General features: G+C 59.4%; 12 protein-coding genes. 6 read left to right on the plus strand and 6 right to left on the minus strand.

Translation table 11 applies throughout. The annotated features are described in order from the left end of the window. Positions 1-29 precede the first annotated feature (29 nt). The 5 genes from ACXAH0_RS11160 to ACXAH0_RS11180 all read left to right on the plus strand — a co-directional run bounded on the left by ACXAH0_RS11160 (position 30) and on the right by ACXAH0_RS11180 (position 6,002). Positions 30-1,352, plus strand: a complete 1,323-nt coding sequence (locus ACXAH0_RS11160) for an aminotransferase class I/II-fold pyridoxal phosphate-dependent enzyme (protein WP_475191220.1) — start codon at positions 30-32, stop codon at positions 1,350-1,352. A gap of 255 nt (positions 1,353-1,607) precedes the next feature. Continuing rightward, positions 1,608-2,687, plus strand: a complete 1,080-nt coding sequence (locus ACXAH0_RS11165; RefSeq protein ID WP_475183568.1) for a toxic anion resistance protein — start codon at positions 1,608-1,610, stop codon at positions 2,685-2,687. A gap of 12 nt (positions 2,688-2,699) precedes the next feature. After that, positions 2,700-4,283, plus strand: coding sequence for a substrate-binding domain-containing protein (locus ACXAH0_RS11170; protein ID WP_475191222.1), 1,584 nt, complete (start codon positions 2,700-2,702; stop codon positions 4,281-4,283). Positions 4,284-4,287: 4 nt separating this feature from the next. After that, on the plus strand, positions 4,288-4,896 hold the full coding sequence (locus ACXAH0_RS11175; protein WP_475191225.1) for a 5-bromo-4-chloroindolyl phosphate hydrolysis family protein: 609 nt from the start codon (positions 4,288-4,290) through the stop codon (positions 4,894-4,896). After that, positions 4,896-6,002 carry a hypothetical protein gene (locus ACXAH0_RS11180; RefSeq protein ID WP_475183576.1) on the plus strand — a complete coding sequence of 369 codons (1,107 nt, stop codon included), beginning with the start codon at positions 4,896-4,898 and terminating at the stop codon, positions 6,000-6,002. Before ACXAH0_RS11175 ends, ACXAH0_RS11180 begins: the two co-directional genes overlap by 1 nt. A gap of 469 nt (positions 6,003-6,471) precedes the next feature. On the opposite strand, the gene ACXAH0_RS11185 is transcribed toward ACXAH0_RS11180, so the two are convergent. Then, positions 6,472-7,635 carry an AbrB family transcriptional regulator gene (locus ACXAH0_RS11185; protein WP_475191228.1) on the minus strand — a complete coding sequence of 388 codons (1,164 nt, stop codon included), beginning with the start codon at positions 7,633-7,635 and terminating at the stop codon, positions 6,472-6,474. 121 nt (positions 7,636-7,756) lie between these two features. Between ACXAH0_RS11185 and hemN the strand changes: the two genes are divergently transcribed. Continuing rightward, a complete protein-coding gene (hemN, locus tag ACXAH0_RS11190; RefSeq protein ID WP_475183581.1) occupies positions 7,757-9,142 on the plus strand; it encodes an oxygen-independent coproporphyrinogen III oxidase in 1,386 nt (461 codons plus the stop codon). Between the two features lie 430 nt (positions 9,143-9,572). Here hemN and ACXAH0_RS11195 read toward each other — a convergent pair whose 3' ends face one another. From ACXAH0_RS11195 to ACXAH0_RS11215, 5 genes are all read right to left on the minus strand, one after another. Beyond that, positions 9,573-10,286, minus strand: a complete 714-nt coding sequence (locus ACXAH0_RS11195) for a Crp/Fnr family transcriptional regulator (protein WP_475183584.1) — start codon at positions 10,284-10,286, stop codon at positions 9,573-9,575. 679 nt (positions 10,287-10,965) lie between these two features. Then, positions 10,966-11,307: a response regulator gene (locus ACXAH0_RS11200; protein ID WP_475191229.1), complete on the minus strand. Its 342-nt coding sequence runs from the start codon at positions 11,305-11,307 to the stop codon at positions 10,966-10,968. 159 nt (positions 11,308-11,466) lie between these two features. Continuing rightward, a complete protein-coding gene (locus ACXAH0_RS11205; RefSeq protein ID WP_475191232.1) occupies positions 11,467-12,078 on the minus strand; it encodes a response regulator transcription factor in 612 nt (203 codons plus the stop codon). Between the two features lie 42 nt (positions 12,079-12,120). Continuing rightward, positions 12,121-13,284: a two-component system sensor histidine kinase NtrB gene (locus tag ACXAH0_RS11210; protein ID WP_475183591.1), complete on the minus strand. Its 1,164-nt coding sequence runs from the start codon at positions 13,282-13,284 to the stop codon at positions 12,121-12,123. A gap of 73 nt (positions 13,285-13,357) precedes the next feature. Further along, positions 13,358-14,530, minus strand: a complete 1,173-nt coding sequence (locus tag ACXAH0_RS11215) for a pyridoxal phosphate-dependent aminotransferase (protein WP_475191235.1) — start codon at positions 14,528-14,530, stop codon at positions 13,358-13,360. Between the last annotated feature and the right edge of the window lie 208 nt (positions 14,531-14,738).

Consider the following 14,738-nt stretch of genomic DNA (forward strand, 5'->3'; position numbering starts at 1 on the left):
CTTGCATCGACCTTGTTGGAGACCGTGCTATGCCCGTAACAGACCTCAGACCCTGGCTGCCTAAAGATGTGGCCACTCGCATTGATGACATCACCGGCAGCCTGCGTCTGCTGTCCTCCGGCCAGATCGCCGCACGGATCGATCAGCTTGTGGCGGAGAACTGCAAAATCCACGAGCAGGACTGCTTCAATCTCAATCCGGCCACCAATGTGATGAACCCGCGCGCAGAAGCGCTTCTGGCCAGCGGTCTCGGCTCCCGGCCTTCGCTTGGCTATCCGGGGGACAAATACGAAACCGGACTGGAAGCCATTGAGGAAATCGAGGTGATCGCCGCCGAACTTGCCCGGGCGGTGTTCAAGGCCAACTATGCGGAAATCCGCGTAGCCTCTGGCGCCCTTGCCAATCTCTATGCCTTTATGGCGGTCACCAAACCCGGAGACAGGATTATCGCGCCCCCTGCGCGCATTGGCGGGCATGTGACCCATCATGCCCCTGGCTGCGCCGGTCTTTATGGGCTGGACATATATGAAGCGCCGGTTGATGCGGATGGTTATTCGGTTGATCTGGAAGGCTTGCGGGCCCAGGCCCTGGACCTGCGCCCCAAGCTCATCACCATCGGCATGAGCCTGAACCTCTTTCCCCACCCGGTCTCAGAGATCCGGGCGATCGCCGATGAAGTAGGGGCTCTTGTCCTGTTCGACGCGGCCCATCAATGCGGCATGATCGCTGGCGGCGTCTTTGCCAATCCGCTGGAAGAAGGCGCTCATCTGATGACCATGAGCACCTATAAAAGCCTTGGCGGCCCGCCCAGTGGGCTGATCGTGACCAATGAGCAAAGCCTCTCCGAGCGGCTCGATGCCATCGCCTTTCCCGGCCTGACGGCAAATTTCGATGCGGCCAAATCCGCAGCCCTGGCCGTCTCCCTTCTGGACTGGCAAGACCATGGGGCCGCCTATGCGCAGGAAATGGCCGCCACAGCCAAGGCGCTTGCAGCCGCGCTGGCTGGGGAAGGCCTGCCGGTCTTCACAACCTCCCAAGGCGCGACGGCCTCCCACCAGTTCGCCCTGGAAGCTGCCGCCTTTGGTGGCGGGCAAAATGTTGCGAAGAAGCTGCGGCAGGCAGGCTTTCTGGCCTGCGGCATCGGCCTGCCCCTTGCCCCGGTGGACGGCGACATGAACGGATTGCGCCTCGGCACACCGGAGATTGTGCGCTGGGGCATGACGGTTGAGGACATGCCCCGTCTGGCCAGGCTTGTGGCCGAAGCCCTGCGCTCCAACAACCCGGCCGGCATGGCCGGGCGCGTTGCGGACTGGCGCCGGAGCTTTGACCAGCTGCATTTTATCCATGAATGAGAGGAGTTGAGGGGCAACTTAGCGCCCCCAGGCGCTCCGGAACTCGGCGTAACACCTGCGGCCCGGACAACCGTTTTCCTCGCAAAGTTTTGCACGGATACAGGAGTGTCATCGAACGATCACATCACCTTGACACTTTGGCGCCGAATTGGAACGGTGCAGAAAGTCTCACCCCCATTTCAAGCGCTGCTTGAAAAGATATGTGAGAAATCCGATCTGAGATTGCTGAAATCTATGTTTTGAAAGGCCCGTTGAATGGCATCATCCGATCCGACCCCTCTTGCGGCACCATCGCAAACCCTGCCGATGGTCAAGGCTGACCCTGCCGAGATTGCCCGGATCGGAGAGCGGATTGATTTGTCCGACCGAGCCGGTATTTCGGTTTTCGGCGATGGGGCCCAAAAGTCCGTGACCGACTATGCCGACCGTATTCTGGGCCAGATCCGCAACAAGGACATAGGTGATACCGGACAGCTTCTCAGCGACATTCTTCTGAAGGCCAAGAGCCTGGATCCTGCATCGCTGCAGCAAAAAGGGTTTTTGTCCCGTATCTTCGGCTCCGCCAAAGCAAGACTTGAGCGGTTCAAGCAGGAATTTGAGGATGTGTCCGGTCAGATCGACCGGATCGGGCTGGAATTGGACAAGCACAAGGACACGTTGCGGCGGGACATTGCCATGCTGGATGACCTGCATGAGGAAACCACGCAGTCCATCTTGAAGCTGGATGCCCATGTGGAGGCAGGCAAAGCCTTTGCCGAGCGCTACCGGAGCGAAGAGCTGCCGAAGCTGAAAGCGGCCGCTGAACAGACTGGCTCCCATGACGGCCTTCTGGAAGCCCAATCCTATCAGGACGCGGTTCAGGCGATCGACCGGCTTGAAAAAAGGATCTTCTATCTCCAGCAAGCCCGCCAGCTCGGTATCCAGCAATTGCCGCAAATCCGCATCGTGCAAGCTGGTGATGAAACCCTGATTGAGAACCTGCAAGCCACCTCGACCCTCACCGTTCCGGCCTGGAAACAAAAGATGGTTATTCTGCTCGGGCTCAACCGGCAGAAAGCGGCACTCGATATGCAAAAGCAGGTGACAGACACCACGAACCAGATGATCCGCGAAGCCAGCCAGATGATGAAGGATCAGGCGATTTCCATTGAAGAGCAATCCCAGCGCGGGATTGTCGATATCGAAACACTTCAGCAGGCGAACACGGACCTGATCGACACGATCCAGGGAGTGTTGCGCGTTCAGGAGGACGGCCGCCGGAAACGCGCGGATGCAGAACGGCAGATGGAGACCATGACTGCAGAACTGAAATCCGCCCTGACCAGCGCCAACTAGGGGAGCAGGCTTATGCCCCTTCGTCTGAATCTGAACGGCTTTCTGACGGCCGTCGCTTGCCTCGCCCTTGCCAGCTGCAATGTTGGCCCCGCCACACCGTTCAAGATTACTGCCGGTTCGGAAAACCGGGTGCTGCAGCCCATCGTGGAAGAATTCTGCAGCGAAAACGGCATGGACTGTACCTTTGCCTATCAAGGGTCTTTGGACATCGGCCTTGCGCTCGGCAGCCAGGAGGGCATCGACAGTGATGCGGTCTGGCCGGCGTCCAGCGTGTGGATCGACCTGTTCGACACCGGCCGCAGCGTCAAACACGCCACCTCCATTGCTCAAATGCCCGTCATTCTCGGGGTCCGCACGTCCAAGGCGCAGGAACTTGGCTGGGTCGGAACCGATGTCCGCATGGACGATATTCTGAAAGCCGTGCGCTCCGGCCAGCTCAAATTCCTGATGACATCGGCAACTCAGTCAAATTCCGGCGCCAGCGCCTATCTCGCCATGCTGTCGAGTGCCCTTGGCGGGGCTTCCGCTGTGATCGAACCGGGCGATCTCGACAAACCCGATGTGCAACGCACGGTGAGCGAGCTGCTGTCCGGTGTGGCCCGGTCTTCCGGGTCCTCCGGCTGGCTGGCCGATCTCTATGTCAAATCTGCAGCCGAAGGCACGCATTTCGATGCGATGTGGAACTATGAGGCCGTGCTGAAGGAGACCAATGACCAGCTCCGGCAATCGGGCGATGAACTTCTTTACGCAGTCTATCCGGCCGATGGTGTTGCAATTGCCGATTCTCCACTCGGGTTTGTCGATCGCGGACGCGGGAAGGAAGTCGAAACCTTCTTTACAGAGCTTGTGACTTATCTGCAGTCCGAGGCGACCGCAAAGCGCATAGCCCAGACCGGCCGGCGCATACCTCTTGCAGGCCCGGAGATTTCAGCTCCAAAGGAGCCAGACTGGAATTTTGATCCTGAACGTATGGTAACCGCCATCCGCAAACCCGAACCGGCCGTGATCAGGCAGGCCTTGGATCTCTATCAAAGCGCCCTGCGCAAACCGTCCCTGACCGCCCTCTGCCTGGACTTTTCCGGATCCATGCAAGGCCAGGGCGTCAAGCAGCTAAATCAAGCCATGGGATTTTTGTTCACCCCGGAAGAAGCCAGCAAAGTACTGGTGCAATGGTCCCCAAAGGACAAGATCCTTGTCTATCCATTCGCCTCCAGGGTCCGGAACCGGAAGGACGCGAGCGGCAACCCGCAAGACCAGAAGACCCTTTTGAGCCAACTCAGATTTGAACAGGCTGACGGTGGGACCAACATGTATGCCTGTGCGGAAACCGCACTGAAGGATATTGCCGCTACTGCTGATGTGACCAGTTATCTGCCCGCCATCGTCATGTTGACAGATGGCAAGAGTGATGGCGACCTCAACCGGTTCCTGTCCCTGTGGAAGGCAACCTCCCCGAAAGTTCCTGTCTTCGGGATCACCTTTGGCAATGCTGACAAGAGCCAGCTGGAAGCGCTTGCGGCCGCCACATCTGCCCGGGTTTTTGACGGCCAGAAGAATTTGGCAGGAGCCTTCCGCTCCGCACGCGGATACAACTAGGCTCATGATGTTGGGAAAGGATGCCAACTGGATCGTGGCCGGCCTTGTTGCGGCTCTTGGATTGCCCGTGTTCATCTGGCTGGGTATGCCGTTTGTCATCGCCCTGCCCGTTGTTCTGACAGCCTTTGCCGGGCTTGTGATCCTGCTGGCCCCAAAGCGTCTGTTTGAAGGTTTCAACGTCGCAGGGATCGGCAAACAACGGCTCGCCTTTGCCAGAGATCTGCTTTCCGAAGCCGCCCCTTCCGCAGAGCGCCTCGATCAGGCCGCCCGGACGATTGCAAACGCGCAAGTAAAACATCAGGTCGCCCATCTGTCCGAGATCGCTTCTGACATCTTTGCCCGTGTAGAGGCCAATCCCGCGACGGCCTCATCAGTGCGCCGCTTCTTGAGCTATTATTTACCCAAGGCAGCCGATATTTCCGAAGGCTACGTGGTGCTGGAACGCAAGCGCTCCCCCAACCCGGACCGTGTTGGCGAGGTAACGAAGGTGATCCAAAAGCTGGAAGATGCCTTTGTGCATTATGCGGATTCGCTCGCAGAGACAGAGCTAGGCACCCTGGATGTTGACCTGAGGCTGCTGGAAGCCTCCCTGAAAGAAGATCTGGAGCGTTAATGGCACTTTCACGGCGCACTTTCGGATTGGGATTGCTCGGCTTGAGCGCTGCTGGAACCGGTGCTTATGTGGCCCTGAAAGACCAGCCGGAACTCCAGGGCCTTCTGGGGGAAAAGACACATCTTTTCGGCTTCCTTGGGGGGGAAAAACGCTCCTTCATTGAGGACCCGTCCGTTGAAAGCGCCCTGCGCGGCTGGGGGCTCACCCTGGATGCGAGGGTCGCGGGGTCAGTCGAAATGGTGCGCGAGCCAGCGATCCTCGCGCAAAACCCGCAATTCCTTTGGCCCTCGTCTGCCACCATGGTCGATATCGCGCGGCAAAACGGGGTTAAGATCCGCCGGGACCAAGTCATTTTGAACTCGCCGATCGTGGTCTACTCTTGGGAACCTGTCGTCGAAGGGTTGAAAAAGAACGGGCTGGTCAGCGTGACTGCGCAGGGGCACAACGCCTTCGACCTGGCCGCCTATCTGGACGCAGTTCTTTCAGGAGAAGACTGGTCGGGCCTCGGGGTCGACGGGCTCTATGGGAAGGCCCGGATCGTCTCAACCGATCCCAACCGCTCCAATTCTGGGTTTATGTTTGCCGGTCTGGTCCTCAGCCTTCTCACCGGAGATGTCGCGGACAAGGCTGCTTTGGCAGAACATGGCGAACGGGCAGCGGAGGTTTTCCGTGGCATGGGACTAAAGTCCTCGTCCTCCGGGAAACTGTTTGATCAGTATCTGTCCGGCGGTTTCGGTGCGGAACCGATGGTCGTTGGTTACGAAAACCAGCTTGTTGAATGGATTCTGGCAGATCCGGCCCGCTGGCAGCGTGTCCTTGGGAGCAACGGTCCCAAACCAGCCGTGCTTTATCCCCGTCCAACCGCGTTTTCCGCCCATCCGCTCATTACAATCGCACCAGAAAGTGACAGATTGCTGGAGGCCCTGCTGAGCCCGAGCCTCCAGGAACTTGCCTGGAAAAACCATGGTTTCCGCGGCCCGCTTGGTGCGGTAACCGGGCTTGCGAACCAAGAGGTAGCCGGGCTGCTGCCGGAAACCGTCAGCGCGATTCTGCCAATGCCCTCTGCCGATGTCATGCTGGCGTTTTTGAATCAAATGAGCGCTTAGCCCCGATCCTTAGCAAAGCAAGCAGCCTTCTGTTTTTACAGAGACTTCAGGTGCGGCCTTACACCGAAGCCTTGGCAGACGGCATGCAGAACTGGACGGAAGCGGCATATGCCGCGCTTGAGAGTATTGCGGGGCCCTCTTCTGATCTCCTGAAAGCCTTGCTGGAAAGATCGCCGCCAGGAAATCTCGACAGCGGAAAGCTGCCCATCATTCTCCCCAGTTGAAAAGCGGCAGCACGATTGTCTATGACGGGGCAATTCTTCCGGGCTCCGAAGTGGAATCCTCCCAAAGGCCACTGCCACCCGCTCAGATGGTGGACCCCACCGCATCACGCTGCGGAGTGACAGGTTGGGGGTACCGTGGACGGCACAGGTCCGCAGCTTGCGCATATCCTCGGCTTTTTTCCTGACCGCTGCTGCCTATGGCATCTTGCAATAAGTCTGCACGATGCTCTGGAATCCGGACGTTTTCAATCCGTCGTTCGGGGCGTTCCCCGGCCGGCTTCCACCCTGGTCTTGCCCAGCACCAGGCTGGTGATCGCCGGCAGCAGCAGGACCATGCCCGTATACCGGGCGATCTGATGAGCCGCGACAAAGGCCGGGTCCAGATGCAGCATGAAGGCCAGAAGCGTCATGACTTCCAGGCCACCGGGCGCATAGGCCAGCAGCGCCTGTCCGAAGGGAATACCCACCAGAAACGAGGCCAGCAATGCGCCGGCAACCGAGGTGCCAAAGGCCGCCGCAAAGGCGGCACAGGAGGCCCCGAGCACGCTGACAAACTGGCGGAAGGTCATGCTGGCAAAGCGGCAGCCGATCATGGCTCCCATCAGGGTGAAACAGGGCACAATCAGGACCGGCGGCAGCACCAGGGTCATGGCGCCGGATGCATTCAATCCCGCGCTCATGAAAAACGCGCCGGTCATCCAGCCGCCCGGTACCTTGAACCACACCGTCAGCAGGCTTGCCAGCACACACAGCCCACCGCCAAGGGCGATCTCGTACCAGTTCGACACGGCAGCGGCCGCACCTGAGGGGTCCAGCGTCCCGCTGCTGTGCGCGATGACATAGGGAAGAACAGCCACCAGAACAAAAAGCCGCAGTGACTGGCTTGAGGCAATGCGCGGCAGATCAGCCCCCCGGTCCGTCGCCAGCGCAATCACATAGGACAAGGCCCCGGGGATCGCTCCAAAAAAGGCTGTCTCCCTGGACCATTTGGCGCCAAAATGCAGGACAGCATAGCCCGCCAGGGTGACGCTGACGACCACCACCAGCAACAGAGCCATGGAGACCGGCCAATCACCGATGCGCTCCACCACTTCGGGGCGCACCCCCTGGCCCATGGATATTCCTATCACGACAAACAGCCCGTCCCGGAGCCGGTCCGGAATGGCTGTGGGCATGCCGGAAAAGGTGGCAATCGCCACAAACACCATGGCGCCGGAGAGCCAGGCGGCGGGCAAATCCAGCAGATAAAACCCCCAGGCCCCAAACGCGGCCACCACCACGGTTAGACACAAAGCAAGAACAGGGCTGGTTTTGATGTCAGGGGTCATGCACACATAGAGTTTTGTCCGGCGCAAGCGGACGGCCAGTCGTTTGCAGCCCTTTCTAGCGGCATTGATTCCTGCCGTCATGATGGATTGCATCGATCAACATATAAACTTGCGCCAGAGGGTGCAGGCGCGCGCGCCCCAAATCCGTCCGGTCTTGAGCGATATCAAGGCATCGCCGCCCATTTGCCCGGATCATGGCCCCATGACCCAAGATCCGCTTTCCTATGCACTGCGCAATGTCCCGCGCTACACCAGCTATCCGACAGCTCCGCATTTTCATCGCGGCGTCACCTCTGAGGTTTATGCGGACTGGCTCCGGGCCATCGGGCCGGAGGACAGCCTGTCACTCTATCTGCATGTGCCCTATTGCCGGGAGCTGTGCCATTATTGCGGCTGCCATACCAAGGCAACCCGGCAGGACGCCCCCTTGAAGGCCTATGCGGCCACGCTTGGCCAGGAAATCAGCATGGTGGCCAGATTCCTGGAGCACGCCGGGCCCGTACGACATATCCACTGGGGCGGCGGCACGCCCAGCCTCTTGCCGAAAGACAGCTTCTTGAACCTGACCGGCCTGATGCGGGTCCTGTTCGAGTTTGCTCCAGATCTGGAACATGCCATCGAGCTCGACCCAAGGCTGGTGACGGAAGACCTGGCTGAGATGCTGGCGCTGATCGGGGTCAATCGAGCGAGCCTCGGGGTACAGGATTTTGATCTGAACGTCCAAAAGGCCATCGGCCGGGTTCAGCCCTATCAGGTTGTGGTACAGGCGGCGGGCTTCCTGCGCGCTGCCGGGCTTGAGGCGCTCAATTTTGATCTGATGTACGGGCTGCCGGGCCAGACACCCGACACGATCCTCGATACGGTTGACAAGACGGTTGCGCTAGCGCCCGGACGGATCGCACTGTTCGGCTATGCCCATGTGCCGTGGATGCGCAAGCACCAGCGGCTGATTGACGAAACCGCCCTTCCCTCTGCGGCCGAACGGCTCGAACTGGCGGACCTGGCGCGGGCCGCTCTCCTGAAGGCCGGATACATCGCCATCGGGCTCGACCATTTCGCCAGACATGATGACAGCATGGCCAGTGCGCTTGCCAAGGGCAGCCTGAAGCGGAATTTCCAAGGCTACACGACGGATCAAGGTGAACAGCTGATCGGATTTGGCGTTTCCTCCATCGGTCGGCTGACCAACGGATACATCCAGACCTTCTCCGACGTGGGCAGCTGGCGGCGCAGCATCCTGGCGGGCGAATTGCCGATCGCCAAGGGCTTGGCGCTGACCCCTGACGACCGCTTGCGGGCGCATATCATTGAAGATCTGATGACCAACTATGAATGCGATCTGGCGGCGGCCTGCTCGCTCCACGGCCTGTCGCTTCAGGCGCTTGGCGATGCGTTCACTGCACTTGAGGATCTTGTCCGGGACAACCTGGTGGTGCTGGACACTGCCGGGGCCGGGCCGGAGAACGGCCTCACGCTTCGGGTGACCAAGACCGGGCGCCCCTATGTCCGCCTCGCCGCAGCCGCTTTCGATGCCTATCTGGCTGACAGCCAGGCCTCCGGAAGAGCCCGGCATTCCGCAGCTGTTTAGTGTGTGCTGCTCTCAAGTTGTGACGCCTTCCGCTGCTTGATACCAACCTCAATAGATAGAAACCCATCTGATGGCGCTGGTCTGGATTGGCCGGCAAGGCGCGTTGCGCAAGACGGCCTTTTTGGCCGTTCAAGCGGCGCAACGCAGTCCGGCGGGCCGGAGCAGGCCACCAAGGCCGTGTTTGAGGACTGTTCAGCTGCGTCCCAGGTTTTGAACGATAAACCATATCGCCCTGCAACCGGCTCCTTGCCGAACAGTCCCCAAACACGGTCAGATCGGTTCCTATCTAGTGAGGTTGGTATGACATCGTGAATGTCAACGGGAATGGCCATCCGCAAGAAGGCAGCACGCTTTCAGCTCTGACCAAAGTCAAAGGCTGCGGAGTTCCGCAGCCTTTGAAAACACTTGCCGATAGCTGATGGAGCGCGGGTCAGTGCATCCCTGTCATCTGACAAAGGGTGCAGACCTTGTTCAGGTGGATCTTGTCCGCCTTGTCGACCCGGATCACCCCGCGCCGCTTCAGGTCGGAGACAACCCGGCTGACGGTCTCGATGGTCAAGCCCAGATAATCGGCAATTTCCTGGCGGGTCATATGCAGCTGAATGTCGTAACAATCGGCCGCTTCATCACGCGGGCCGACACAGCCGAGACCGCCCCGGTCCGGGACAAGATGCATCAGAAAGCTGGCGACCCGCTCAACCGCCGACTTGCGCCCCAGCAGCACTGCATGTTCATGCAGAACACGCATCTGGTTGGTCAGGCATTTTGTGAGGGTCCGCTGGAGCTGGTCTGAGCGCTCCACCTGCCGCAGCTCGATTTCCTGAACCACGCACTCCGTCAGCGTTTCCGCCGTGCAATCACTTTCGTTGCTGCTGGCCAGACCGAAGATATCACCAGGCCGCAGCACTTCCACCACCTGACGGCGGCCATCGGGAAGAAGCTTGTAGAGCATGACCGAGCCGCGCACCAGCTCATAGAGCCGCCGTGCGGGGTCACCTTCGTAATAGATCACCGAATGGGTTTCATATTCGTGGGTCTTGCCACCAAATTCGGAAAAGTTCGACTTTCCGGGCGCGCACATGGCCGAGCCGGACGAGCCAGCAACAGCGCCTTGCCCTGAAACACCTGCTTCCAAATAAGCCATAATCCCTCCTTCGTGCAGATCTGCACGGCTTTCTGCTCCAAGGGGCCTTCTTCCCCGCTTCGAAACACCGGACTTCCGGTGGCAACGGACAAGACGAAGCACCCTTTAGTTTCAAGACGCCCCGTCCGACGTCTTGTAACTTACAGTCAGTACTCTAAAGCTCAGAAAGCATTGAAGGAATTCGGTCGACTGCGTAAGAGAAACTACATATGCGCTCAAAGGACGCAGATCTGTTGCCGTCCATTTGTCCCTGCGTGTGCGGCAAACATTTTTTTGCGCGCGCCCAATCTGTTGGATCTCCTTCGCAGAGCCTGGCTATGGGGAAAGACACAAGATCTGGAGGGCATGCGGGAAACGGCGAGAGCATCGTGCGACAAGTTTGCGCCATTTGATGCTGGAAAGCAGATCCTTCGGCAAGGCGCTTCGCGCAGCGCGATGCGGTATATCGGGCAAGCGACGCAACGCGGCCGATGGGCTGCTTTCCATCACCTGAGGGGCCAGTCTGCTTTGCCCGCTGACATCGTTGGATCACACTTGTGGTGGGAAACACCAAGGCGCGCGATCCGCCTCCTCAGCAGACAAAGCAGATCCCGTCAAATGGTGCAGACTTGTCGCACGATGCTCCAAATGGCACAGGACCGGTAAAGTTACAGGGACACAGCCCCGCCACAGCTCCAGATCAGGCCATGGCGGTGGACAGCATGTCGATGGACAATGGTTTGCGCAGCACGGTCAGTCCATCCAATTCTTGAATATACCGCTGGATATTCATCCGGGACTTGCCGGAAATCGCGATCATTTTCGGGGGGGCGTTCAAGGTGTTCAGCTCGCGGACGATCTCGGCGCCGCTCACCCCTGGAAGGCCAAGATCGACGATCACCCAGTCGCCCTCAGACAGGGTCGCCTGGGCCTGAAAGCTTTCGCCGTCATGATAGATCCGGGTGAGATGATCAAGATCCTCCAGCGCATACGCCAGGGCATCGGCAACAGCCTTGTCATCTTCGATAATGTGAACAACCAAACACGCGGTCTCCTGGAACCGGCGGCATTGCCAAGGTTCTCCCAGAAAATACGCTAGTTTTAAGCCCGCGTGAGTACGCAGTATTACGTCTTTTCGTGTCTTTTCTCAAGATTGCCTTCGCGCATAAGTATTCAGCGCAGCATTTCTGCCACCACGTGTTCACCCGGACGCCGGATGCCCCAGCACGATTCGCACCAGATCCGCCGCATTGCGCGCGCCGAGTTTTTCCATGATGCGGGCCCGGTGTACTTCTACCGTGCGCGGGCTGATGCCCAGTGATCGTCCCGCTTCCTTGTTGGAGGCCCCGTCAGTGATCTCCTTCAGCACTTCCATTTCCCGGCGGGTTAGAAGATCTGCTCCCTTGAACGTCTGGGACGTGTCGACTGCGGCCCGCTGTTTCATGGCGGCAATCGCGTCTCGGACCCGCTCCAGCACCGCTTCGGCGGAAAACGGCTTTTCGATGAAATCAAACGCGCCGTTTCGGATCGCCTCAATGGCCATCGGAATATCGCCCTGGCCGGAAATGATGAAGATCGGCGCCGGATAGTTCTCTGCGTTGAGGGCCTTAAGGATCTCGATCCCTGAGCGGCCGGGCATGTGCACGTCCAGCATCACGCAGGCAGGCGTGGCTTTGCTGGCCGATTGGGTGAAGGTATCGCCGTCGGAAAAGGTTTCGACGACATAACCTTCCATGTTGAACAAGACAGACAGCGCATCGCGCACCGCAGGATCATCATCAACGATGTAAACGGCCTGTGCATCAGCTTCCATTTCAATCAGATCCTTGATGTTGGGTCTTTTTTCTTTTTTACGTCAGAAAAGTCCATCCGGCATCTTTTCGTCCGGATGAACCGGCAGGGTCAGCAGGAACGATGCTCCGCCGCCGGGACCGGTGGGTTCAAGTCGCAAGTCGCCGCCATGGTTCTGGGCGATTGAGCGGGAAATTGCCAGCCCAAGGCCAACCCCCTTGTGCTTGGCGCCGGTGAACGCCCGGAACAACCCGTCAACCAGCTCTGCCGGCACACCCGGTCCATTATCCGCCACCCGGAATTCTAGCAAGCCGTTATTCTGTGTCACTGACAGTTTCACCGATTTATCCGGCAGGTCTGCCACCGCTTCGCGGGCGTTGCGCAAAAGATTGATGAGAATCTGGCGGATCTGGACCGGGTCGGCCTGAAGCGGCGGCAGGCCAGGCTCAACCGTGGAAGACAGAAAGGAGCGGGTTTCCCCGCTGCCCAGTTCCGCCATTTCCAGACAGGCGCTGACAAGTTCGGCCACATCCACCGTTTCCCGTTCGGGCGCCTTTTTCTCCACCAGCTGCCGCATGCGCTGAATGATCTCCCCGGCCCGCTCCGCTTCCCGGACCGCCTTATCAAGGACCGAAAGGATCATCGGATCGAGAGAGTCTTCTGCCTTGGCCTTGCGCGACACGGATTGCAGATAAAGCAGAACCGCCGTCAGCGGCTGGTTCAGCTCATGGGCAATGGCAGCTCCCATCTCGTCGAGCGCGCTCAGCCGGGTCACATGAAGCAGCTGGGCCTGGGTCTTGGCCAGCCGGTCCTCGATGCGCCGGCGGGAGCGCAGATCCCTCAAGATGCCAATGAACTGGCGCCCGTCCGGTGTTTCGGCTTCCCCGACAGACAATTCAATCGGGAAGACCGTGCCGTCCTTGTGCTGGGCCTGCACCTCCCGGCCAATGCCGATGATCTTCTTCTTGCCGGTTGATTTGTAGTTCTCGATATAGCTGTCATGAGCATGGGCATAATCGGCCGGCATGATCCGCTTGACATTGCGCCCCAGAAGATCAGCTGCCTCATAGCCGAACAGCTCCTCGCAGGCCTTGTTGAAAGCCAGCACCTGTCCGCACTCATTGATGACGATGATCCCGTCGACCGCCGTATTGAAAACGCTAGCGAGCCGGGCTTCCGACACAGCAGCGGCCTCTTTCCCAAGTTCGATTAAACTGTCGTCCGGCATCCGGTATCCACATGGAAGTCACATCCATCTCTGGTTTAAGGGGTTTTACTTAGCCCAGCAACCCATACGGGACTTAAATCTCTGGAAGCCAAGCGCTAATTCGCCGCATGGCTTCCTCTAGGTGGTCCGCGCGGCGGGCATAACAGAGCCGCATATAGCCTTCGCCCCCTGGCCCGAACGCTGTGCCCGGCGCCAGGCCGACACCGGTTTCCTTTACAAGATCAAGGGCAAACTGGCGGGTGTCGCAGACACCTTCAACCGTAAAGAAAAGATAGAACGCTCCCTCAGGCGCTGCCGCCCGGATCCGCGCATTGGCGGCCATCCCCTTGAGCACCACCTCACGGCCTTTGCGGGCGCGCTCGATCTGGCAGTCCAGAAAAGCACTCCCCTCGTTCAAGGCGGCAACCGCTCCCCATTGCGCAAAGGCCGGCACACCCGATGTGGAATACTGGATCAGGTTTTCAAATACCTGCCCCAGGCTGGGCGGCGCGGAGATCCAGCCGATTCGCCAGCCGGTCATGGCCCAGTTTTTCGAAAGGGTGTTTACGAAAACGATCTGGTCGTCCGGATCGGCGACATCATAGAACGACGGGGCCCGCCTACCGTCACCGTAAAAATATAGTGCATAGATTTCGTCGGCGATGATCCAGAGCCCGTATTTGCGCGCCATTGCCAGGATATCCCGCAGCAGATCCTTGTCCGCCACCCATCCGGTTGGGTTGCTGGGTGAATTGAGGAAGAGCGCCCGGGTTGCAGGCGTCACCGCAGACGCAAGATCCCCCACGTCCAGCCGCCAGCCGCCGCCCTCTTCCCGCATGGGCACTGGCACCGGCCGCGCGCCCTGGATCTCCAGGCACGCGCTGATATTCGGCCACGCAGGCGACGGCACCAGCACGTCTGCCCCCGGTCCGGCCACCGCCTGAACCGCAAGCTGGATCGCCTGCATGCCCGATCCGGTGACAAAGAAAGTCTCCGGCGCGAACGGCCTGTCATAAAGACCGTGATGATAAGAGGCCAGGGCTGCCCGCAATTCGGGGATACCGCGCTGATAGGTGTAGAAGGTTTCGCCCCGCTCCATGGAGGCGGTGGCTGCCCGGCAGATGAAGTCCGGCGTCGGCAGGTCCCCTTCCCCCGCCCACAGCGGGATCAGCTGCCGGTGGGTGCGTCCCGCATTGACAATTTCGACAATTCCGCTTTCCGGAGCATGTCTTGCTCCTGCACTCAGTTGCTCGATCAGCCTGGGCACGTCCTCATCCTTTCCGGGGCCCTTGCATATCGTCCCGCCCCTGCCAAGACGGTGTAGTAGCCTGAATGCACTGGTAAATTCCATCAAAGAATGTGACAACGGCGTGCAAAGCCTGACCATTGTCCAGCTCTACGGACTTGGCCGCAAGGCGGATAGACAGACCTTCCGCCTTGTGATCCGATCAGGCAAAACGGGTCCGCGCATACCG

This window comes from Roseibium sp. AWQ4_290 (assembly GCF_056160985.1).

Excerpts from the sequence above, each read along its gene's own strand:
- hemN (WP_475183581.1), top strand. The coding sequence starts at position 7,757 with ATGACCCAAGATCCGCTTTCCTATGCACTGCGCAATGTCCCGCGCTAC.
- ACXAH0_RS11195 (WP_475183584.1), bottom strand. The coding sequence starts at position 10,286 with ATGGCTTATTTGGAAGCAGGTGTTTCAGGGCAAGGCGCTGTTGCTGGC.
- ACXAH0_RS11160 (WP_475191220.1), top strand. The coding sequence starts at position 30 with ATGCCCGTAACAGACCTCAGACCCTGGCTGCCTAAAGATGTGGCCACT.
- ACXAH0_RS11165 (WP_475183568.1), top strand. The coding sequence starts at position 1,608 with ATGGCATCATCCGATCCGACCCCTCTTGCGGCACCATCGCAAACCCTG.
- ACXAH0_RS11170 (WP_475191222.1), top strand. The coding sequence starts at position 2,700 with ATGCCCCTTCGTCTGAATCTGAACGGCTTTCTGACGGCCGTCGCTTGC.
- ACXAH0_RS11210 (WP_475183591.1), bottom strand. The coding sequence starts at position 13,284 with ATGCCGGACGACAGTTTAATCGAACTTGGGAAAGAGGCCGCTGCTGTG.
- ACXAH0_RS11205 (WP_475191232.1), bottom strand. The coding sequence starts at position 12,078 with ATGGAAGCTGATGCACAGGCCGTTTACATCGTTGATGATGATCCTGCG.
- ACXAH0_RS11175 (WP_475191225.1), top strand. The coding sequence starts at position 4,288 with ATGATGTTGGGAAAGGATGCCAACTGGATCGTGGCCGGCCTTGTTGCG.
- ACXAH0_RS11180 (WP_475183576.1), top strand. The coding sequence starts at position 4,896 with ATGGCACTTTCACGGCGCACTTTCGGATTGGGATTGCTCGGCTTGAGC.
- ACXAH0_RS11185 (WP_475191228.1), bottom strand. The coding sequence starts at position 7,635 with ATGACGGCAGGAATCAATGCCGCTAGAAAGGGCTGCAAACGACTGGCC.